Annotated in this window: 15 protein-coding genes; 10 read left to right on the top strand and 5 right to left on the bottom strand. The window is 54.4% G+C overall.

Annotated features, from left to right (window positions below; genetic code table 11):
* Nucleotides 1-13: 13 nt before the first annotated feature.
* The 4 genes from ACXZ66_RS06050 to ACXZ66_RS06035 all read right to left on the bottom strand — a co-directional run bounded on the left by ACXZ66_RS06050 (nucleotide 14) and on the right by ACXZ66_RS06035 (nucleotide 7,805).
* On the bottom strand, nucleotides 14-2,641 hold the full coding sequence (locus ACXZ66_RS06050) for an AAA family ATPase (protein ID WP_458750990.1): 2,628 nt from the start codon (nucleotides 2,639-2,641) through the stop codon (nucleotides 14-16).
* 4 nt (nucleotides 2,642-2,645) lie between these two features.
* Nucleotides 2,646-3,818, bottom strand: coding sequence for a metallophosphoesterase family protein (locus ACXZ66_RS06045; RefSeq protein ID WP_458750989.1), 1,173 nt, complete (start codon nucleotides 3,816-3,818; stop codon nucleotides 2,646-2,648).
* Nucleotides 3,819-3,891: 73 nt separating this feature from the next.
* Complete coding sequence (locus tag ACXZ66_RS06040; RefSeq protein WP_458750988.1) at nucleotides 3,892-4,695, bottom strand: SWIM zinc finger family protein; 804 nt, start codon at nucleotides 4,693-4,695, stop codon at nucleotides 3,892-3,894.
* Between the two features lie 23 nt (nucleotides 4,696-4,718).
* Nucleotides 4,719-7,805, bottom strand: coding sequence for a DEAD/DEAH box helicase (locus ACXZ66_RS06035; protein WP_458750987.1), 3,087 nt, complete (start codon nucleotides 7,803-7,805; stop codon nucleotides 4,719-4,721).
* A gap of 136 nt (nucleotides 7,806-7,941) precedes the next feature.
* Between ACXZ66_RS06035 and putP the strand changes: the two genes are divergently transcribed.
* From putP to ACXZ66_RS06015, 4 genes are read left to right on the top strand one after another with little or no spacing between them, the layout of a single operon-like run.
* Nucleotides 7,942-9,534, top strand: a complete 1,593-nt coding sequence (gene putP / locus ACXZ66_RS06030) for a sodium/proline symporter PutP (protein WP_458750986.1) — start codon at nucleotides 7,942-7,944, stop codon at nucleotides 9,532-9,534.
* Nucleotides 9,535-9,540: 6 nt separating this feature from the next.
* Entirely contained in the window at nucleotides 9,541-10,179 is a 639-nt protein-coding gene (locus ACXZ66_RS06025; RefSeq protein ID WP_458750985.1) for an HNH endonuclease family protein, read from the top strand.
* Nucleotides 10,180-10,236: 57 nt separating this feature from the next.
* Nucleotides 10,237-10,725, top strand: coding sequence for a DUF2269 domain-containing protein (locus ACXZ66_RS06020; protein WP_458750984.1), 489 nt, complete (start codon nucleotides 10,237-10,239; stop codon nucleotides 10,723-10,725).
* A gap of 21 nt (nucleotides 10,726-10,746) precedes the next feature.
* Nucleotides 10,747-11,709: an alpha/beta hydrolase gene (locus ACXZ66_RS06015; protein WP_458750983.1), complete on the top strand. Its 963-nt coding sequence runs from the start codon at nucleotides 10,747-10,749 to the stop codon at nucleotides 11,707-11,709.
* 101 nt (nucleotides 11,710-11,810) lie between these two features.
* Here ACXZ66_RS06015 and ACXZ66_RS06010 read toward each other — a convergent pair whose 3' ends face one another.
* Complete coding sequence (locus tag ACXZ66_RS06010; RefSeq protein ID WP_458750982.1) at nucleotides 11,811-14,060, bottom strand: DEAD/DEAH box helicase; 2,250 nt, start codon at nucleotides 14,058-14,060, stop codon at nucleotides 11,811-11,813.
* A gap of 140 nt (nucleotides 14,061-14,200) precedes the next feature.
* Between ACXZ66_RS06010 and ACXZ66_RS06005 the strand changes: the two genes are divergently transcribed.
* The 6 genes from ACXZ66_RS06005 (at nucleotide 14,201) to ACXZ66_RS05980 (ending at nucleotide 21,253) form a co-directional block, all read left to right on the top strand.
* Nucleotides 14,201-14,554 carry a hypothetical protein gene (locus ACXZ66_RS06005; protein ID WP_458750981.1) on the top strand — a complete coding sequence of 118 codons (354 nt, stop codon included), beginning with the start codon at nucleotides 14,201-14,203 and terminating at the stop codon, nucleotides 14,552-14,554.
* A 113-nt stretch (nucleotides 14,555-14,667) separates the two neighbouring features.
* A complete protein-coding gene (locus tag ACXZ66_RS06000) occupies nucleotides 14,668-16,092 on the top strand; it encodes an amino acid permease (RefSeq protein ID WP_458750980.1) in 1,425 nt (474 codons plus the stop codon).
* 221 nt (nucleotides 16,093-16,313) lie between these two features.
* Nucleotides 16,314-17,051 (top strand): DNA-methyltransferase, encoded by a 738-nt coding sequence (locus tag ACXZ66_RS05995; protein ID WP_458750979.1) that lies wholly within the window; start codon nucleotides 16,314-16,316, stop codon nucleotides 17,049-17,051.
* Nucleotides 17,033-18,118, top strand: a complete 1,086-nt coding sequence (locus ACXZ66_RS05990; protein WP_458750978.1) for a DNA cytosine methyltransferase — start codon at nucleotides 17,033-17,035, stop codon at nucleotides 18,116-18,118. Before ACXZ66_RS05995 ends, ACXZ66_RS05990 begins: the two co-directional genes overlap by 19 nt.
* Complete coding sequence (locus ACXZ66_RS05985; protein WP_458750977.1) at nucleotides 18,096-20,018, top strand: McrB family protein; 1,923 nt, start codon at nucleotides 18,096-18,098, stop codon at nucleotides 20,016-20,018. The genes ACXZ66_RS05990 and ACXZ66_RS05985 overlap by 23 nt, the downstream gene beginning before the upstream one ends.
* A gap of 8 nt (nucleotides 20,019-20,026) precedes the next feature.
* Nucleotides 20,027-21,253, top strand: a complete 1,227-nt coding sequence (locus tag ACXZ66_RS05980) for an LlaJI family restriction endonuclease (RefSeq protein WP_458750976.1) — start codon at nucleotides 20,027-20,029, stop codon at nucleotides 21,251-21,253.
* The last annotated feature ends 2 nt before the right edge of the window (nucleotides 21,254-21,255 follow it).

Below are 21,255 nucleotides of genomic sequence, written 5' to 3'. Positions count from 1 at the left end.
GGTGGTGGATTTCTTATCCCTCGGCCTGTTTGAGATCCTCGATGGAATAGCGTGCCGCAGCCGCCACCATGTCGTAGCGCTGTGGGAAACACGTCAACACAATCACCTGGTTATGCTTGCCTACCTGGGTAAACAAGGTATTCATCAGTTCCAGGCGCACCGGGTCGGTGGAACCAAGGGCATCGTCAACAATTACCGGGGCTTGCACCTGACCATCACTGCCCTGCGCAGCAAGCTCCGCGATGGCAAACCTGGTTACCACGGCCAATTGCTCCTGCGCACCTCCAGACAAGCTATCCATCGACACCGTGGTCCGGTTGATCGTGCGTGCCTCTACCTGCAACTTGTCGTCGAGCTCGAAGCTGACTTCTGGGCCAAAGACTACCGAGGCATACTTCTTCAACGCCTCCGAGAACGGTGCCGAGTACTTGCGCCGCGCTTCGTCTCTGTGCGCATGCATGGTCGAACGCAACAGCTCAATGGCTGCGGCGCGACGCGACGTCCGGTCGTGGTCGAGCTGGAGCTTTTCAACCTCGCCACTCAAGATATCCACGCGCTCGGCAATACCTTCCGCTTGCTGGATATAGCCCTTCAACTCCGCAACCCGATTCTCCGCGTCCCGGATCCGCTGCTGCAGGTTGTCCACCTTCGTCTGCGCCCCAACGAGAAGGTTGTTCGCCACCTCCGGTTGCGCCTGGGCAAGCGCTTCCTTCGCCGTCTGCCACTTTTCCTGCGCCTGGGTATATTCTAACGCTGCCTGCTGCAACTGCTGCTGAATATCCGACTCAGGCGCAGCTAATTCAGCAACTTCCAGCTCTTTCACCGCCTGGTCCTCGGCCCGTTGCGCGACCTCGATTCGCGCTTCCACCACCTTTAGTTCCTGGGCGGCCTTCGCCTCTGCCCACGGCTTCAGCGCCGACTCGGCCTGGGCCAAGGCTGCGACGGCGGCATCTGCTTCCTCCTGCGCCTTATCGACGAGCGACTGCGCCTCATCCGATCCGATTTCCGGCACCTCTGCTCCCTCAGTGCGTTGGCGCAGGCGCTCTACCTCAGCTTTCAGGTCATCAACGTTGCGAGAACCAATAATCGCATCCCTGCGAGAAAGTGCCTGTTTCAAAGCGTCGTTGTGGGTGCGGTACTCGTCGCGAAGCGTGCGTAGTTCCTCGAGGGAGGCGCAGCCCCTCTCAGCAAGTAATTCCGCGAGCTCCTTGCGAGCCTTATTCAAAGCCTGCGTGCCGTCTTCGCTTCCCCGCGCGGGACGATACGTTGCTTCAAACTCGCCCACTGCAAGGGTGGTGCCCTCGTGGATATCGAGTTCAGCGCCTTCCTCAAGTTCTTGTTCCACACCGTCAACGCGCACCGACGCGCTACCAGGGGTGACGATGACTAGCTTGGCAGCCGCCGATTCCCTGAGACGTTCCTGGATGACTACGTCATTCGCGGCAGTTTCGACTGCTCGGACGTCTTCGTCAGTGATGACGCGCTCGGGCGTTTTTTCACGCAGCTCATCTACCGCAGCACTGGCGTCTGCAATCGAAGCCAGCAGTTCGTCTACTTCCGCTATGCGCGAGGCATCTCTAACTAAACCCAGAACGGCATTCGCCTCCTTCAGCGCCTCACGACAAGTCACCTCAGCAACCGCAGCCTCATCGAGCAGAGCCTTGAGAGAAGCCACGGTCTTTTCTTCCTCCGCGGCACTCGCTTCGACTTCCTTGCGCTTGTCCCCCAGCGCCTCTTTGTTCTCCTTGGCTTCCTTCACCCTCTGCTTCAACGCGGCACGCTGCTGCAGTTCAGCCTCAACCCGCTCAACCACGCTGCGGGTGTGCATGGCACGCTCGGAAGCCGCACCCTCGAGGTCTTTGGCCTGATTGGCGGCCTCGGCAAGGGCTTGCTTTTCTGCCACGTCTGCCTCTGCCTGCGGAAGGTCAGCGGTGGCTTGGGTGATCTCATTTGTCCGTCGCGCCACCTCATCGACGTGGCCGCCCAGCCGCGACGCCTCGGCCTGCTTGAGCTCAAGTTCCTGCTCGGCAGCGTCCAACCGCGCACCCAAGTCGGTGACGGCCTTGACCGGTCGGCCGGACTTGGTGAAGTATTCCAAATACTCCTTTTCAATTCGCTGCATGAGTTCGGTGTCCTCGGTGCCGGTCTCCCCTTCCTCGACACCCGCATCTAAAGCCCTGGTCATACTGGGAATTCCCACGGCCTCAATGCCACTGGGGAGTTCATCTTGACGCATAAAGAGCGTATCGACGAGGGCCTGATCCAAATGTTCCGCGACAATGGACGCTAGCTTTTCATCCGCCTCACGGCCCGTGTAGTTCTCCGAGCGCGGAGTACTAATGCTGAGCTCGGACTTGGGCTTGTTAAACCAGCGCTTGGAAATTTCAAATTCATAGGGCCCGATGGTTGCGCGGAGCTTGACCTCTGGGCCTTCATCCTTATGCACCGGCTTCAAGGGGCGGGTGACCTTATTTTTAGCCTTATGCGGTTCGGTGAGAACCGCGTGGAGGGCATCCAAAATTGTGGATTTGCCGGCCTCGTTATCGCCGTAAATAACAGACACACCGGTATCAGGCAGATCGGTGAGCTCGAAGTGGTCTACCGCGCGGACGTTACTGAAGGAAAGTGAGTGGATTCGCATCGAGCTATACCTCCTGGCTCAGGCGAAATAGCAAGTTCACGGCATCTCGCGCAGTGGGATCGTGTTGCTTCGCGGACTCGGCCAGTTCCGCCATGGCTGAGCGCGCAAAACCCGATAACGGCAAGGCGGCTAGCTCGTCTTCTCCCGGTTCAAGGTGAAGATCCATCAACCTGGTGCGTTCGTACAGAGCAGCAAATACCGGTTCCAACTCACTTAAACCCTCTTCCAAGCGCCTAGTGGCTTCCAAGCCCAGCGTGCCGGAGATGGCGTACTTGATCACGGTGCGCTCTTTATTCTCGTAGGCGCTTAGTTCTGCCAAGAGGCGCTCTACATCCTCCATGTCTGTGACTTGCCAAAATAGTGCGTCAAAGACCCAGGAGCCCACATGGACCGGCTCGACCGAGATCGACTCCTTGTCCAGTGAGACCACCAACGCATTGCCGGAATCGGTCTCTCCGCCAGCCGTGCCAGGGGTGTGATCATGGAAATCTGTGGTCTCTGGAGCTCCCGAAAACCACACGCGACCACTGCCGCCCAGACTTGCGGTGGAATGGGTATCACCCAGCGCTAGGTAGTCAATCGTGCCATCGGCCAAGTGCGCCTCCACATTGGGCAGATCAATCAGGTCGGCGGAATGATCACTGCTATAGGCCTCGACCTGGCCGTGACCAACCATAATCCGGATATTGTCCGTGGGCTCCACGTTACGCAGTGCTTTGGCCACGAGGTCTTCGGTGGCGTATTTGGCCACCAGCGGTGCGCCCAAGAGCTCTACCCCCTCGCGTACGTGCACGGGCTCGAAGGAATCCAGCACGGTGACATTGTCTAGGCGCACTGTGCGCTGAAAGATGGAATCAGCCACCAACGGATCATGGTTGCCGGGCAGCAGGTAAACGGGAACCGGCAGCTTGGCAAAAGCTTCCAGCGCCCTGCCGGTGGTACGGCGATCCAGCGAATTGTGCTCGAACACATCACCTGCCACGACGATAAACTCGGCGCCTCGCTCGCGCGCAAGTTCCCCGAGGCGCGTGACTGCCTGGGTTCGTGCCTCGTCGAAACGCGACTGTGCATCTGTGTCAAGGAAGGCACGCTTCATGCCTAATTGGAGGTCAGAGGAATGGATGAAGGTTACCCGGTTCGAAGTTGAGCCCCTTGATGAGCCCGCGCTTGAGTTCATAATCTAAATTCCTATCAGGCCCACTAGACACGGCCTCGAAATCACTTTCGAAATACTATCTGACCTGCAGTTATTAGCGGGTAAGTTCGTCGTACATATCCTCGATGTCAGCCACGGCACGCAGCTGATCAATGTTGGTAAAGGAGATGGTTTGCATCGCCTTGTGCAGCAAGTCCATGTCCGAATCGTCGAGCATGGGCGCGACCTTTGGCTGGGGCAGATCGGGCAGGCCCCGGCCACTCCAGAAGTATTCGGAGCCCTCCTCGGCGTTCTCCTTCGCCACAGATGCGGCGACGGCGCGCACGCGACGCTCTATCGATGACAGGCTCAAACCGCGCAGCTGGAACAACAGCGAGGGATCAGAATCGATCTTCACCGCGGCCTTTTCGGCAACCGCCACGGCATGTTTGCAGGCGGGGCTATTGTCGGGGCAGTCGCAGCTGAACCACATGTCGTCGCTACGCTCTGCGAGCAAAATGCCCAACAGTTCCTCGCTGATCTCGCCCTTTCGTGCCTTCGTGATCCCGTTGGGAGTTTCGGACAGGATCCGGACAACCTCGTTGAGGTCCTCATCGGAGCGGTATGGCAGGCGAATCGTGACCGTGAAAGGCTCATTCTGAGAGCCCGCCACCTGGCCTTGGATCGCGCCATTGTGAAACTGCAGGTCAACGACATGGCCGTTGGCTGCGTACTCGCGCCCGCGCTTCACCCTGCCCTGATCGGTTTTCTGCACGGCGGCGTTAAACACCCGCATCGCGGCCGGTGACCAGGACATTCCCGTGGGGCGTGGCGGAACGTGCACCTCACTCGCATCGGTGACGCGCTTCTTCGCGCCGAAATTAGCGTAGATCACATTGTCTTCGCGTGGTCGTGCCATGTGCGTGCTCCCTTCTTTAAAAACTAGTCTTTATTAGCCCGGTAGCTCATCAGCTGATGCAGCTCCTCTGGGTTGAGCTCGGTGATCCAGCCTTCGCCCTCGCCCACAACGGTGCCGGCAAGTTGCATCTTTCCGTCAAGCACGTCCTGGATCGACTCCTCCATCGTGCCCTTTGTGATCATCTTGTACACGTCAACGTTCTTGTCCTGCCCAATGCGATACGCACGGTCAGTGGCCTGATTTTCCACCGCCGGATTCCACCAGCGGTCCATGTGAATCACCATCGACGCCGCCGTGAGGTTCAGCCCGGTACCACCAGCCTTCAGCGACAAAATCATCGCGCGCGGGCCGTCGTCGTGCTGAAATTCCTCAACCATTCTATCGCGCTGACCTTTACTCAGGCCGCCGTGCAGAAACGGAATCTGCTCGCCGAGGCGCTCTGAGAGATAAGGCTGCAAGATATCGCCAAACGCCTTGTACTGCGAAAAGATCAGCACGCGACGATCCTCCTCAACCGCCTGACGCAGCAGCTCCATGAGCTTTTTCACCTTGCCAGAGCGGTGCTTGCCGTTGATTGTGATTGGTGATCCGTCGCCGAGATAGTGCGCCGGGTGGTTACAAATCTGCTTGATGCGCGTAATCGTGGCCAGCACCAGGCCCTTGCGCGCCATGCCTTCGCGCTCCTCCAGCGCCTTTTGCGTCGCCTCGGTCAGCGCCGTGTACATGGCCGCCTGCTCGGTGGTCATATCCACCACGACAATCTGCTCCGCCTTCTCTGGCAGATCATCAATAATCGCCGGATCCGTCTTCAGCCTGCGCAAAATAAACGGCGCCGTGAGCTTACGCAGCCGCTCCCCCATGTCCTGCGCGAGTTCCTCATCGCGCCCGCCTTCGATCGCCTTGGCAAAGTGGTTACGGAAGAAGCTCGCCCCGCCCAGCATGCCGGGATTGACAAAATCGAGCAACGAACGCATCTCGGCAAGCCGGTTCTCCACGGGAGTACCGGTCAGCGCAATGCGGTGACGTGCGGGTATGGCACGCACACTGCGTGAAGCGCGTGTCGACGAGTTCTTGATCGCCTGTGCCTCATCCAGCACGACGTGGTCCCATTGGAACTCAGACAACTCCAAAAAATCACGCCCCACCACACCATAGGAGGTAATCAGGACATCCAGCCCATTGATCTCGCGGGTCAGCTCCTCACCGTGGAGGCGATCGGATCCATGGTGCACGGCAACGCGCATGCTTGGGACGAATTTGCGGGCCTCATTGGCCCAGTTGCCCACCACCGACGTCGGCGCAACCACCAGTGTCGGCCCGGTAACCTCGCCGCGATCGGCTTCCACAGCAAGCAAGGTCAACAGCTGAAGAGTCTTGCCCAGCCCCATGTCGTCGGCAAGCACTGCACCTAAATTATTGCGCGACATGTAATACAGCCAGTCCACGCCGCGGCGCTGGTAGTCGCGCAGCTGCACGGTCACTGTGTCTGGGATGTCCACGCGCTCGGGCGCAGGTCGGTCCTGGCCTCCCATCAGGGAAGTGAACCAGGGCGAGCCGGTAAATTCGATCGGCTCGCTGGCCATGGCTTCCAGCGCAAGCTCACGCAGCTCGGCTGCCGTCACAGTCCCGGTTTCTTCATCGGGATCGGAGTTGTACTCCTCGCGAAGCCGTTCCACCTCGGCGGCCAGCGCCGGATAGTCAGGGTCGTTGTTCGCCTTGGCCATCTCGGCGCGGGTCGCGGCCTTTTCCAACTCGCGCTTGACGCGGGCCTTGTCCTTTTTGGACAGCTGCTTCATGTAGTCGTTGACCCGCGAAAGCGAGGAGGTATCCGCCATGACCCATTCGCCGCGCAGCTTGATCAGGCCGGTCTTCGACTTGACCAATTCCTGCATTTCCTCATCGGTCAGCTCGGTATCACCAATGGACAGCCGCCAGTCATAGCTGACCAATTGATCGAAGCCAAGATGAGAAACTCCGCCCGCTTCAGCACCGGTGTCCGGGTTGGTCACGCGCAGCTTGGAACTGACCTCAGCCGTCGACCACGCACGAGGCAGCATCACAGTAAAGCCGTGGGACTTGAGCTTTGCCACGTCCTTTTGCATGAACTCCACGATGTCCTCGGTGGACAGGTAGGCATCCCAGTCACCGACGTTGCGGTCATCGTCGAAATACGTCAGGCGCGGGTGGCGCACACCATCGACGCGGGTGGTCACGTCGATTGCCCTGCGTAGCGACGATTTCAGCCGCTCCGTTGTCTGCGGGTCCAGTTCCCCCAACCGAATGGGCTGGGGAGCGTCCGTTCCGCTGCGCACCTGCAGGCGCACCGGCCACTGCGTCGAAGCTGGATCAACGTCTTCATCACCGGGTTGCTCCACGATAAACACCAGCTGCACGTTGACATCATTAATAGAGCCATTCCACGCATTAATGTGCTTCATCAGCTGCGGGTTGCCGCGGCGTAGCGGCTGGGAAAGTAAGAGCGACTCGGCGAAATCGTGCAGCGGATACGGCCTAGCGCGCTCCAACATTGGGCGCAGCCTGGCCGTGGCAATCCAGTGGACAAACATCTGTGCAATGGACTCTGAGAGGTTGACGTTATTTACGGCGATAACGCCCGGTGCCGCTGCCACCATTTCAGCAAGCCAGCCACGTTCCTCCAACCCCGAGCCCAACTGCCACTCGGGCGACCACTGTTGGTGCTCGTAGCGCACGCGAATAGTTACTCGGCCCGCGCGCACAAACTTGGTCAAGCCCAAATACAGCCGGATCAACCAATACAAGTCCGGCGCAATTGCATCGCGCTGCGCCTGAGTGGCCGCCGGTGAGGGATCATCCAAAAAGGAAATCTGTTCTAAAAACGCCACCTGTTCCTCAGGTGCAAATGCTGCCGCCGGAACGCGCAGATCCACCTGGCGGCCCTTTGGGGTTTGCAGCTTCATGGTCACACGGCGACGGAAATTGGCATCATCTAGCCGGGACTCGATAACCGGCGGAAACGTTCCCTCTGGGACCTGGGAAGGGAGAACAATCTTGTGGCCTTCTATTTGCTCCACCCAAAGGTTGAGCCCGGACGATGGCAGCCAAAGTCCATGCAGAAGGAACTTACCCATACGCGCTACTGCCACCTTCGATAACTATCGCGAACTATTGAGAATTAGGTCACACGAAGCGAACTTCGTACACTAATGTCGAAACCACGATCATACCCGTGTCCCATGACTCCGCTCCACTGAAAGGACAAACGCAATGTCCGAGAATGCTTGGATGATCCTTGCGATCGTCCTTTATTTCGGCGTGATGCTGGCCATCGGCTGGTATTCCTACCGCAAAACCGACAAGTACGACGACTATGTTCTCGGCGACCGAGGCCTTCACCCTTTCGTGGCAGCCTTGTCCGCGGGTGCCTCGGATATGTCCGGTTGGCTGCTCATGGGTCTGCCTGGCGCGCTGTTCGTCTCCGGAATGAGTGAGGTCTGGATTATTATCGGCCTGCTCATTGGTACCTGGGCCAACTGGAAGTACGTCGCCCCGCGCCTGCGCACCTACTCCGAGGTGGCCAACAACTCGATCACCCTGCCCAGTTTCTTTGGCAATCGCGTCCACGATTCTTCTCAGATTCTGCGCCTGCTGGCAGCTGCGATCATCATCTTCTTCTTCACCTTCTATGTCTCTTCCGGCATGGTGGCTGGTGGCCGCTACTTCGAATCCACCTTCCAGGGCGATTACCTCACCGGCATGCTCATCGTCGGTGGTATCACGGTGCTCTACACCTTCGTCGGTGGCTTCCTCGCGGTCTCCTATACCGATGTTGTCCAGGGCAGCTTGATGTTCTTGGCACTGTTGATCGTGCCAATCATGGCGCTGTTCTCGCTGGATAACCCTGCAGATATTTTCTCCTTTGCCACAGAAAATGCCTACGGCCCACACAATGAGCCCAACGAGACGTATTTCAACCTGATCGCAGGGGTCTCAGCAATAACGATCATCGGTAACTTGGCGTGGGGCCTGGGCTACTTCGGCCAGCCCCACATTATTACCCGCTTTATGGCGCTGCGCAGCCCGGCGGAGGCGACGTCCGCTCGTCGATACGGTGTGTTCTGGGTGACCATGTGCTTCCTCGGCGCGATCGCCACCGCAATGATCTCCACTGTCTACTTCGTGGAGAAAGACCAGCCGATCACCGATACCACCAGCTACGAAACGATCTTCCTGGATCTGACGCGCATCCTGTTCCACCCATTGATCGCGGGCATCATCCTCACCGCCGTGCTGGCGGCGATTATGTCCACAATGTCCTCGCAGCTTTTGATTACGTCCTCTGCACTCGTTGAGGACATTTACCGCATCTTCGCCAAGAAGCAGGCTTCGGGCAAGACTTTGCTGATGGCTTCGCGCATGATGGTGATTGTTGTGGCTGTTGTTGCAATCCTGCTGGCCATTAATCCCTCAGATTCCATTCTGAACTTGGTGGGCTTTGCTTGGGCCGGCTTCGGTTCCGCCTTCGGCCCCGTTGTTCTCGCCTCGCTGTATTGGAAGCGCCTGACCTCCCAGGGCGCTATCGCGGGTATGGCTACCGGTGCGGTTGTTTCCTTCGTCTGGGGCAATATCGATGCCAGCTGGGCGGATCTCTACGAAATCGTTCCGGGCTTCCTCTCTGCAACCTTGGTCATGATCATTGTCTCGCTGGCCACCAAGCCACACCCCGCCATCGCCGCCGAATTCGACGAGGCAGAGGCCGTGGCCAAGTTCTCCGAGAAGCACCCGAAGCTCAGCTTCCAGGAGGCGCGCGACGCCGTTGCCATGCGCGAGGGAACCAAACAGGAGTCCGACGCAGTCTAAGAGGGCATGAGCCTTCGCACCCTTTACCTTCTCCTCTTGACATCGCTCACGCTGGCCGCCCTCCCCTTCCCGGTTGGTCAGCAGGAGCTTTTTTCGCTTCTCGACGACACCCCTGTCCAACCTCAGCGCCTTACCGTTATAGGGTACGAACGAAGTGAGTTCGGCGCTGGCTGGTCTACCGGGCGTTCCGGGTGCACGACGCGCGAGGAACTCCTGGCCCAGGCCTACAGCGTGGCTTCTTGTTCTTCTATAAATAAAGCGGAGGCCGAGGCTACCCGCGTGATCGACCCCTACACCGGCGAACCTCTCGATATCGGCGACGTGGAAATTGACCACGTGTTTCCGCTCTCCGCAGCCTGGGACATGGGTGCCTTTGCCTGGGACGATGCCGAGCGAAAGAAGTTTGCCAACGATCCACGCAACCTCATTGTCACGTCGAGGAAAGCAAATCAGTCCAAGTCAGATCAACTGCCTTCCCAGTGGCTGCCTCTGGATGCTTCCTACCGATGTGACTACGTCACCCGGATAACTCAGGTGGCCGCCTACTACGGACTTGCTCTTTCTGTCGATGATCGGACGGCAATGAAAAAGCAGTGCAGGAGAAGCGCAATCGGACTCCTCCGCACGCATTTGGTGCCCGATTGACAGCCTCGCATGCTTCCAACTGCCCAGAATGTGGGTATTCACCGTAGACTATGAGGCATGCTTACAATCTTAATAGTCCTCCACGTTGCCTCTGCTGTGATCTTTATTGGTCCGGCCATGGTTGCGTCGTCCTCCTTCCCTAAGCAGGCAGAAGCCGCGCGCCAGGGTGACGCGCAGGCGGCGGGTCGTGCGCAACTGCTTCACCGCAATACTTCGCTTTACGGTCTTTTGTCGGCAATTACTCCGCTTTTGGGCGCAGCTGCGATGTTCGCAGGCTGGGAACACTTCAAGTCCTCTGGCCAATTCCACGTTTCTCTCCTCCTTGCAGTGATTGCCTGGGGCGTGCTCATCGGCCTAGTCATTCCTCAGCAGAAGAAGATGCTGGGTTCACTTAACCTCCTTCCTGCCTCTGATGCTGATCCGGAAAAGGATCAGGTCAAGGACTGGGACAGGTCTCGGAAGATGACCACCATCGGCGCAGGTATTTTCAACCTGCTGTGGATCATCATCTTGCTCCTGATGTTCGTAAATAACTTCAGCAGCTAAATGAATATAGCTGCGCGCCACATGAGACAACGATCCGCAATACAGATCGTGCTCGCAACCATCGTTAGTTCAAGTTTCCTAGCCTCATGTGGTGCTCAGAATCCGGCACCACCAGCAAGTGCTGCATCGACCACGGTGTCGTCGACAAGCAAACCTCCTCTTACCCAACCTCCCGCGACGAATCCTGCCGACGCAACGGTGCAACGCTTGTACTACCCCGTCGCAAACGCTGACCCGACGCAAAATTGGGCCGATCTGTATCTGCCTCCGGGGCAGCACGACGTGGCATCGCTGCCAATTTTGGTGTTTTTTCACGGCGGGGCGTGGATGAACACCTCAGGAGCTGAGGGTGTTGACCGGATTGCTCGAGACCTTACGGCGCGTGGCTTTGCGGTATATAACGTGGAATATCGTCGGGTGAACTCCGGTGGCGGCTGGCCAGCAACGTTCACCGATGCTGCCGCCGCGATTGATTATGTTTCTGAGCTACCGCAGCAATTCCCAGAACTGAATCTGGATGCCTCGATTGTGGCCGGCCATAGTGCGGGTGCCCAGTTAGCGGCGTGGGGTGCCACGCGCAATAACACCACAGGCGATCAACTTGGCGGACAGCCGAAGTTCAAACCGGCGGAGATCATTTCGCTATCCGGGCCTCTTGATTTGTCGTGGGCAGCTGAGAACGGCGATACTAATATTGAGAATGCGATCGGTGGTACTCCGGCCCAGTATCAGGAGCGCTTTGATGCCATCGATCCGATCAAGAACATGAATCCCTCAATTCCGGTGACGGCTGTTCACGGGGATGCCGATGACTTGGTGCCCAAGGAAAACTCGGTGCACTATGTCAATGCACTCAACGCGGAAAACGGCGAGGGGAAGCTGGTTTTATTGCCCAAGCAGAGCCATACCTCCTACCTTGCGGCCGATAGTCCTTGGTATCCGAAGGTACTTGATCTGATCACCGAGGCTGTATACACAAACTAAGTACAAATACTAGGTAGAAACAACAAAAACGCGACACGGGATTTTCCCATGTCGCGTTTTTTCGTATTCAGTACAGCGCTAGCGCCGCACTAGGGCGAAAACTAGTCGCGCCAGCCACCGCGTCGGTCATCACGGCCGCCGCCACGACGGTCGTCGCGTCCGCCACGGTCATCGCGGTAACCGCCACGTCGGTCATCACGGCCACCTCGACGGTCGTCGCGTCCACCACGTCCGCCACCACGACGATCATCGCGATCTCCACGTCCGCCGCGGTAACCACCACGGTCACCGCGATCATCACGGTCGCCGCGGTATCCGCCACGTCCGCCTCCACGACGGTCATCGCGGTCGCCGCCACGGTGGTGTCCGCCGCCGTCACGATCCTTCTCAATGTTGATCAACTGACCCGAGATGCGGGTGTCGCTGAGGCGATCAAGAACGGAGCTATCCAGGTTCTTTGGCAGCTCAACCAGGGTGTGATCCACAGCAATGGTGATGCGACCGAAGTCCTTGGAGCTCAGGCCACCCTCATTTGCCAGGGCACCAACAATGGCACCTGGGCGAATGTGCTGACGCTTACCCACTGCCAAGCGGTAGGTATCAAAGTCACCGTCGCGCTCGAAGCGGTCACGGCCACCACGGTCACGATCGCGGCCACCACGGTCACGGTCACGGCGGTCACCACGGTCGCGATCGCGGCGATCTTCACGATCCCACTGCTCGCGGTCACGGCGGTCACGCTTCTGCTTTGGCTGCTCCTTCATCAAGAACTCGTCGCCGGCCTGGGCCTGGGTAGCCAGAGCTGCGGCAACGTCTTCCATTGGAACGTCGTTTGCCTCAGAGTACTGCTTGACCAGGTTGCGGAAGACATCGATTTCCTTTGCTTCCAAAGAAGCGGTGATGGAATCAGCGAACTTCGACTTGCGGGACTCGTTGACCTCGTCCACCGTTGGCAATTCCATCTCGTCGATGGTTGCGTTGGTGACACGCTCGATGGAACGCAGCATGCGGCGCTCACGAGGGGTGACGAACAAGATTGCCTCGCCGCTACGACCCGCACGGCCGGTACGGCCAATGCGGTGCACATAAGACTCGGTGTCATTCGGGATGTCGTAGTTGAGCACGTGCGAGATGCGCTCCACGTCCAAGCCACGAGCCGCCACGTCGGTAGCAACCAGGATGTCCAGGCGGCCATCGCGCAGCTGGTCAATCGTGCGTTCACGCTGCTGCTGAGCGATATCGCCGTTGATAGCTGCTGCGGAGAATCCGCGTGCACGAAGCTTCTCAGCCAGTTCCTCGGTTTCATGCTTGGTGCGCACGAAGACGATCATGGCCTCGAACTCAGTCACCTCGAGGATGCGGGTGATGGCATCCAACTTGTTGCGGTGAGCCGTAAACAGGTACCGCTGGGTGATGTTGGTGTTCGTACGGGTCTCAGACTTGACGCTTACCTCTGCAGGATTGTCCAAGTACTGCTTGGAAATCTTGCGGATGCCGTTAGGCATGGTCGCCGAGAACAGTGCTACCTGCTTCTCCTCTGGAGTGTCCTCGAGGATGCGCTCCACGTCTTCCTGGAAGCCCATGTTCAGCATCTCATCGGCCTCATCGAGCACGAGGAAACGCAGCTTGGAAATATCCAGCGAGCCCTTTTCCAGGTGGTCAATGACACGACCTGGGGTACCCACGATGATCTGCGCACCACGACGCAGACCCGAAAGCTGAACGCCGTATGCCTGGCCACCATAGATTGGCAGGACCTGAATCTTGCCTAGGTGATCAGCGAACGACTGGAAGGAATCTGCCACCTGCAGAGCCAGCTCACGCGTTGGTGCCAGCACCAATGCCTGAGGGTAACGCTCGTTCGGATCGATCTGCGACAGGATCGGAAGCGCGAATGCCGCGGTCTTACCGGTACCAGTCTGTGCAAGACCGACTACGTCGCGGCCTTCCATCAATAGAGGAATGGTTTCTGCCTGAATTGCAGATGGAGTTTCGAACCCAACTCGCTTAACCGCTTCTACGACCTTGCTTGGCAGGCCAAGGTTATCAAAACCATTGCCCTTTTCTGCCTTTTGTGCAGGCTCTTCAGCTTCTTCAGCTTCTACAGGTTCTTCAACTGCAGCCTCTGGTGCTGCGTCTGTGGTTTCAGGGACATCGTTGGTTGCTTCCGTTTCGGTTGCAACGCCGGTCTCCTCAGAGTCCCCCGCATCCCTGGTGTCTTTCTCTGCAGCAACTTCTACTGCTTCGGCAGTGTTATCCACTGCGACATCCTGCGGGTTATCCTGATTTTCCGACTCAATAAAATTATCCGGCTCGTTTACGTCGCCGGTGACGTTTTCGGAATTGCTCATTGATCGCAACAATACGCCACTTGGTGGTAATACACCATTTGCGCACGCTCAACTGGCACTTATCGGCACAAAAGCATTTCGCTTTACGACGATTTCCTCTCCCACGGAACCGGAGCGCATTTAATGCAGTCTAATGAGGTATGAGACAACGAACTGCAAACTATAAAGACCTGGTCAACGACTATCTTCCCGTGTTACTCAAGCTCTACTATGAACAACGCCGCATACATGAACTGATTGAGGTTCTCTTCGATTGGGCAGACAATGTGCCCTACCTGCAGCTAGAGGCCTCCGCTTACTGCGACGGGCATCAGCAATTGACCGCCAGGCTCGATCGCGTCAAAATTTTTAGTCTCCGCTTATCGCCAGGTGACGTCAGCCATTATGAGATTCACCAGCGCCTACGGCTCCTTGAGCCCAGCTTCGGCGCGCCTGAATTGAGCTTCTCCGACGATGCCTATCCAGAACCCACAGGCATGGATGCGCCTTTTTAACTGTGTTTTCGCACACATTGCAAGTCTTTCGGGAGAATTCACATGAAATAGCCCGGTCATTGTACGATTATGCGGTCTTATACACGTTTCCTTTTATTTAGAAGGGTTCTCACGTGAGTTCTCCTGCCCCATCATCGAAACAAACCGTTGCACAAGAACCCACCAAGGTTGTTCGCCGCCGCGGACTCAAGCACCGCCACGTCAGCTTCATTGCACTGGGCTCTGCCATTGGCACCGGGCTGTTCTACGGTTCCGCTGGTGCTATTCAGGCCGCAGGTCCTTCCGTACTGTTGGTCTACTTGCTGGCCGGTGCCGTGGTGTACTTCATGCTGCGCGCCCTGGGAGAGATGGCCGTTCACCACCCCGTGCGTGGTTCCTTCGCGGTGTACACTCGCGAACACCTCGGTGGCTGGGGCGGTTACATCACCGGCTGGATGTTTGCCTTCGAGATGATGATCGTCTGTCTTGCCGATCTCACCGCCATTGGCATCTACATGAAGTTCTGGTTCCCTGATTCTCCTTCGTGGATCTGGATTGCCTCAGCTCTCCTAATCATCGGTGCTGCCAACCTTGCCTCGGTACGTTGGTTCGGCGAAATGGAGTTCTGGTTCACCGTTATTAAGGTCACCGCAGTAGTGGCCATGATCATCGGTGGGGCTGCCATCCTCGCCTTCGGCCTGGGCACTGATTCCTCCCAGACCGGCTTCGACAACCTCTGGAACGACGGCGGATTCTTCCCCAATGGCATCGAGGGCATGATTGCCTCCTTCATCCTCGTGCTCTTCGCCTTCGGTGGCACCGAGATCATCGGTGTGGCAGGTTCCGAGGCCGAAGATCCCGACCGTTCCATCCCACAAGCTGTAAACACCGTTCCAGTACGCATCCTGCTGTTCTACGTGCTTGCCATCTTGATCATCCTGGCACTGAACCCGTGGCGCACAATCACCGGCGAAGAGTCTCCTTTCGTGCAGATCTTCTCCACCCTCGGCGTGAACTGGGCCGCGGGCCTGCTCAACTTCGTGGTCATCACCGCAGCTCTTTCCGCAATCAACGCCGACATCTTCGGCACCGGCCGCGTCCTCCACGGCCTGGCCAAGGAAAAGTTGGCACCGAAGTTCATGACTACCACGGTCCGCGACGTCCCCGTCATGACCATCGTTTCCCTCCTGCTCGTGCTCATCGTCGGTGTCGTGCTCAACGCGATGTTCCCGGATATCTTCACCACCATCGCAGCCCTGGCAACCTTCGCCACGGTCTACGTCTGGCTGATGATTTTGCTCGCCCAGATCGCCTCCCGCAGGCACATGAGCGAAGAAGAAACCAAAACCTTAAAGTTCCCAGTCCCCTTCTGGCCATACGGCCAATGGTTCGCGGTGATTTTCATCTTGGCTACCTTCGTGATCATGATCTGGCTGCCCCAGTACCACACGGCTTTATGGGTCGGCGTTGCCTTCTTGGCCATCATGACGGTGATGTACTTCGTCACCGGTCGCCCGCAGGCCATCGCCGAACACGAGGTCGAACACGAAGTGAAATAGCATTTCGCTTCACGACGATTTGTCGAACCAAATCAAAGATATCGATTGTATCCCGTTCCCTACAGATGTTGCTTCGAAACTTAAGATCCAACAAGGAATTGGGTTTAGTACTACTGTTCTAATTTAGGAGCTAATTTGTAATCCACGTCGGAGCATTATCCTAGGCTCGAGTTAAATTGAATCTGATCCCAAATTGCGGGTCGCAGAAAGAAGAAATCCAAGTGAAGACAACACTATTGAAGGGTGATTGTGTCGAGAATATGCGAAGTCTTGATTCCCAATCGATTGACCTCATCCTCACTGATCCGCCGTACAATCTGGGCAATTTCATGAAGAATCGGCAGGCTGGCATCCAAAGAATGCGCGAAAATTTTTTTGCATCGGCTGGGTGGGACAATCTCGACCAATCCTCATGGGAGGAGTCAATGTCAAGCTTCTTTGAGGAATCTTCAAGACTATTAAAACCTGGCGGTAGTTTACTTTCCTTTATGGCAGTTATTAAAGTCGAATCTTTAATTCGCCTTGCGGAACAGCAAGGATTTTATTACAAAACAACCGGAACGTGGCACAAATCAAACCCAATGCCACGAAACATGAACTTGCACTTCGTAAATTCCACAGAGGCCTGGGTCTACTTCACGTTTAAAAAACGCACTGGGGTGTTTAATAACGATGGTCGAGTCGAACATGATTTTATTGAATCCAGTGTTACACCCGCTTCCGAAAAGCGATACGGAAAACACCCGACTCAAAAACCAGTCAGTATCATGGAGCATTTCGTGCGTTTGCTTAGTAATCCAGGAGATACTGTTCTTGACCCATTTATGGGCAGCGGGTCTACGGGGGTTGCAGCAGTGAGTCAAGAACGGAATTTTACTGGTATCGAGCTCGATAAAGAATATTTTAGTATCGCAAAATCTCGAATTAAGGACGCCAATCAATGGGCAAAACTGCTGTAGACTTGTTCGCCGGAGTCGGTGGACTTTCAGAAGGGTTTAGACAAGCTGGCTTTAACGTTCTGCTTGCGAATGAATGGGACAAATCAATTGCTCAGTCGTACACTCACAATCATCCACATACCCGGATGATTGTCGACGACATTACAAATTTACCCATCCCTAAAACTTTCAGAAGTCTTCGGGATAAAACTGAAATAGTTTTTGGAGGTCCTCCTTGCCAGGGATTTTCCCAAAAAGGTAGCCGCAAAACGATACAGGACGAGCGGAACTATTTATTCAAGTATTTCGTAAAAGTTGTGGAATATCTTCACCCCCAGTACTTCGTTATGGAAAATGTTCCGAACCTTCTCACAAGTGAAAACGGCTTGTTTAAGAACGAAATTAGCGAGATGTTCCAAGAAATTGGCTACTCAGTAAATGCCGGGGTTCTAAATGCTTCGGATTTTGGAGTTCCTCAGAATCGACGCCGTGCAATCATCATCGGTACCCTAGATAATCGAGCAATAGAGCTCCCAAAGATTCTTACTGAAAAGATCCCTCTTTGGGACGCTATCAGCGACTTGGCGTACCTTAATTCTGGAGAAGGAACTGAGATTTCAGAATATCTGAATGAACCAACCACCCAATATCAAAGGGAAGCACGCCTTGATAGTGACCGCTTGTTTAATCATCGAGCTACAAACCATTCAAAAATTGCCCTCGAGCGATTAGCGATGATCCCTCCACTAGGTGGTCGAGATTTCTTACCCCCAGAGCACCGAACGAAGTCAATCTATAGCGGAACCTGGAGTCGAATGGATCCACAAGCCCAAGCAGTGACGATTACAACACGGTTTGACACACCCTCATCGGGAAGATTCACGCATCCATTCCTTGACAGGGCAATTACGGTCAGAGAAGCAGCTCGGATTCAATCATTCCCAGATACCTATCAATTCATAGGGACGAAAACTTCACAAATGAAGCAGGTAGGAAATGCGGTTCCACCCAAGCTAGGGTTTGCTATTGCTAATCAGATCTTGAGTACGTCGAAGGAGAATTTGCATGCAATTTCCGTTACCAGCTGATCCGATTCAACCAATCAACCATCGGTTTCAAGTCTCTCCTTCACTTCCGGAACCGAAATTATTGATCGCAGCCATCATCGCACTTTACGAGGCATTTGATCATCCTTCTGAACTAGATCCCCAATCGTTTAGCCCTTCAAATGGCACTGGGGAAACTCAAGGTATCAAATTCACAGATGAAGTGGAGGCTCGCCTTCTTGAATATTTTGAGAAGCCGCTCCAAAGTAACAGTGTCGATCAATCCACATTTCTTGACGCTATTTCTAAAAATCCCCTAAATCAGTCACAATATGAACCTTTAAACGTTGCATTGGAGCTCGTTTGGGGATTGGGTTCGTTAGAATTTTCTAGTCAATCGAATTCTGGGTCCGAAAGAACCGGGGGTGTCCGTTACCCAAAACGAATAATCTTCTCCGCGGCCTTAGACATAATTGATGCGCTCATCCAATCACAAAATGAAGAATTCACCGAATTGCTGTTCGCTTGGATGCTAGGCCAGGATCCTAGTTCGGAACTAGCTAAAGCTGAAGCTCTATTGGTTCAAACCCTAACTGTGCTCGGTGAAAATTCTGTTTATAAACTAGCGACCCCTGCCACGTCGAATGAAACAGAAAAAGATTTATACTTCAGATTTGAAGGAATCTATCGGGCGTTGGAAATTTCAGATTCAGTAAGTCTCGATACCTCAAATGGAAAAGGTGCGCAGCGCATTATTAAGTCTGGTCTTCAAAAAGGACTTAATCGGTACGTAACTAAGGAATCGAGTAGAGGTAACAACGTAACTCGGCGAGACGAAGTGTCGATCGAAAAGCTCGAAAATTACACTAAGAGAGTCTTAAAACTCTTAAGTTTTTCAAATCGCAGTTTTGAGGAAATTGATGCTCCGACCGTTCAGAGCAATCATTTATCTAGGGAAGTAGACCGCTACTATCATCCTCGAAACTTGATCTTCTATGGCGTGCCAGGTTCCGGAAAAAGCTACCAGATCAAGCGCCAATTTCACGCGGGCGAAACAAACCTCATTAGGGTTGTGTTTCACCCAGAGTATTCATACAGCGACTTCGTCGGGCAAATACTCCCCCAGGTCTCAGAATCTGATGTTACGTATTCATTTGTTCCTGGACCCTTTACCAAAATACTCAAAGCTGCAATTGAGGATCCCGATCAGGATTATTACCTAATTATTGAGGAAATTAATCGAGCAAACGCAGCTGGAGTTTTTGGTGATCTCTTCCAATTACTTGACAGGAATAAGGACGGGAGCTCTGAGTATTTCGTAAACAACCCGGAAATAGCGAATTTCGTTTTCAATGATCCTGAGGAACCAATCCGATTGCCATCAAATCTTCTTCTAATTGGAACCATGAACACATCTGATCAGAATGTATTCACCCTTGACACTGCGTTTCAACGACGCTGGACAATGCGCATGGTTAAAAACCATATTGGAGACAAGGAAATCGGCGCAGAAACCATTCTAGATTCCCAAGTTACCTGGAAGCTGTTCGCTACGTCGATTAATCAATTGCTGGCGCAGGGAAACTTGGACGGGTCTTCTAGCGAAGACAAACAGCTAGGAACCTACTTTGTCGAGCCACGAAGTCTCAATTGGAATGATCCTGAAGACTTCCCTGAACACGAAAGATCTGCAGTCCAGTTATCCAATGAAAGCTTCGGAGAAACTGTCCTCAAGTATCTTTGGGATGATGCATTCAAATTCAGGCGTGAATCCCTCTTTGACAAGAAGTATCAAACCCTCGAATCCGTGTTGACTGATTTTAATGGTCTTCGCGGAAATGATCGCTTCAATGTCTTCACGAGCGAGGTGAAAAATATGATGCTGGGTGACGATCCAACAATCAGAATCGATTCCATTCAACCAAACACTGATTCGATTTAACACCATTTATGACTCGTACTAACGATACCTCAACAGATCCCCTTGATAGCTGCATTTTCACCGACCTAGCATCGAAGAATGACTACTTTGTGGGAGTTCGTCTCAATCGAGGAAATATCGAAGTGGTTTTTCCAACTGGATATAAAATTCCCGATGGAAGAAAGGAGCGCCAACGAGCGACTCGTGAACTTCTGAGCACGCTCAGCTTACTGTTGCCAAACAGCGAACTTGAAGTCGAAATGTATTCTGGATTTAACAATTCTTCACAAGATTCGACTGTTCCACTAGCCGCGTGTCTAGCATTGATCGTCGACTTTATTACATATCAATCGTTTCTTTCCCCGTCGGAGGAAATTACCTCTCAATCGAAACGAGGGAAGATCGATTGGGGAAAGACTTTCAAGAGAATCAAGCCAGTCTTGAACAGTAGAAAGCAACCAGTCTATATGGATTTCATTGTTCGCCAATCTGCCGAACAAGTATCCAGTTCGCTCAAGAACATTCACTATTATTGCCTGTACTTCGCAGTCCAAAAGATTGGTTGGCTAATTTCTGATATTTTTATTCCGAAACCTTTGTATATGCCAAACAAGGCTGAAAGCATAAACACGCTTCGATACCACTTAGATTCAACAAATAATGACCGGTGGAAACGAATCATCCTGGCGTTACTCGAAATAATCCAAAGTCCTGCAAATATCGATGAGCATTCGGCATTTACTTTTGGTACATATAATTTTCATATCGCATGGGAGCGTCTCGTAGACGAAGTCTTTGGTAGTCCGGGCAAGGACGCTTATTTTCCACGCGCAACCTGGCATCTAGCTACCGAAACTACCGGGAGACAAGCACCTTTGGAACCAGACACAATTTTTACCCACGGCGATTTTCTCGCGGTACTAGACGCAAAATATTACCAGTTTGGGATAAGTGGAAATGTAAAAGACCTACCTGGGTCCGCAGACATAAACAAACAAATTACATATGGAGATTTTGCATTCCTAAAGCATGGTAATAATGTCCAAAATGCATTTCTTCTACCATTTCGCCAAGATGACAGCTATTTAGGGCCCATTCGTAAAGTTGGCACCGCGGTTCCGAACTGGAGAGATGGACAACTCCACCAGCATGAAAGAATTCAAGCAATTCTTATCGATACAAAGAGCTTGTTCGACTGGTTTCTCGGGAATCAGGTAGCGCCAAGGGACCTTCTCAAGAAGGTCCTGGATTCCTAATG

This window comes from Corynebacterium sp. S7 (genome assembly GCF_054401105.1).
The sequence above is the reverse complement of the archived record's forward strand: the minus strand, read 5'-3'. Positions and strand labels throughout refer to the sequence as shown.

Excerpts from the sequence above, each read along its gene's own strand:
- ACXZ66_RS06050 (WP_458750990.1), bottom strand. The coding sequence starts at position 2,641 with ATGCGAATCCACTCACTTTCCTTCAGTAACGTCCGCGCGGTAGACCAC.
- ACXZ66_RS06045 (WP_458750989.1), bottom strand. The coding sequence starts at position 3,818 with ATGAACTCAAGCGCGGGCTCATCAAGGGGCTCAACTTCGAACCGGGTA.
- ACXZ66_RS06040 (WP_458750988.1), bottom strand. The coding sequence starts at position 4,695 with ATGGCACGACCACGCGAAGACAATGTGATCTACGCTAATTTCGGCGCG.
- ACXZ66_RS06035 (WP_458750987.1), bottom strand. The coding sequence starts at position 7,805 with ATGGGTAAGTTCCTTCTGCATGGACTTTGGCTGCCATCGTCCGGGCTC.
- putP (WP_458750986.1), top strand. The coding sequence starts at position 7,942 with ATGTCCGAGAATGCTTGGATGATCCTTGCGATCGTCCTTTATTTCGGC.
- ACXZ66_RS06025 (WP_458750985.1), top strand. The coding sequence starts at position 9,541 with ATGAGCCTTCGCACCCTTTACCTTCTCCTCTTGACATCGCTCACGCTG.
- ACXZ66_RS06020 (WP_458750984.1), top strand. The coding sequence starts at position 10,237 with ATGCTTACAATCTTAATAGTCCTCCACGTTGCCTCTGCTGTGATCTTT.
- ACXZ66_RS06015 (WP_458750983.1), top strand. The coding sequence starts at position 10,747 with ATGAGACAACGATCCGCAATACAGATCGTGCTCGCAACCATCGTTAGT.
- ACXZ66_RS06010 (WP_458750982.1), bottom strand. The coding sequence starts at position 14,060 with ATGAGCAATTCCGAAAACGTCACCGGCGACGTAAACGAGCCGGATAAT.
- ACXZ66_RS06005 (WP_458750981.1), top strand. The coding sequence starts at position 14,201 with ATGAGACAACGAACTGCAAACTATAAAGACCTGGTCAACGACTATCTT.
- ACXZ66_RS05990 (WP_458750978.1), top strand. The coding sequence starts at position 17,033 with ATGGGCAAAACTGCTGTAGACTTGTTCGCCGGAGTCGGTGGACTTTCA.
- ACXZ66_RS05985 (WP_458750977.1), top strand. The coding sequence starts at position 18,096 with ATGCAATTTCCGTTACCAGCTGATCCGATTCAACCAATCAACCATCGG.
- ACXZ66_RS05980 (WP_458750976.1), top strand. The coding sequence starts at position 20,027 with ATGACTCGTACTAACGATACCTCAACAGATCCCCTTGATAGCTGCATT.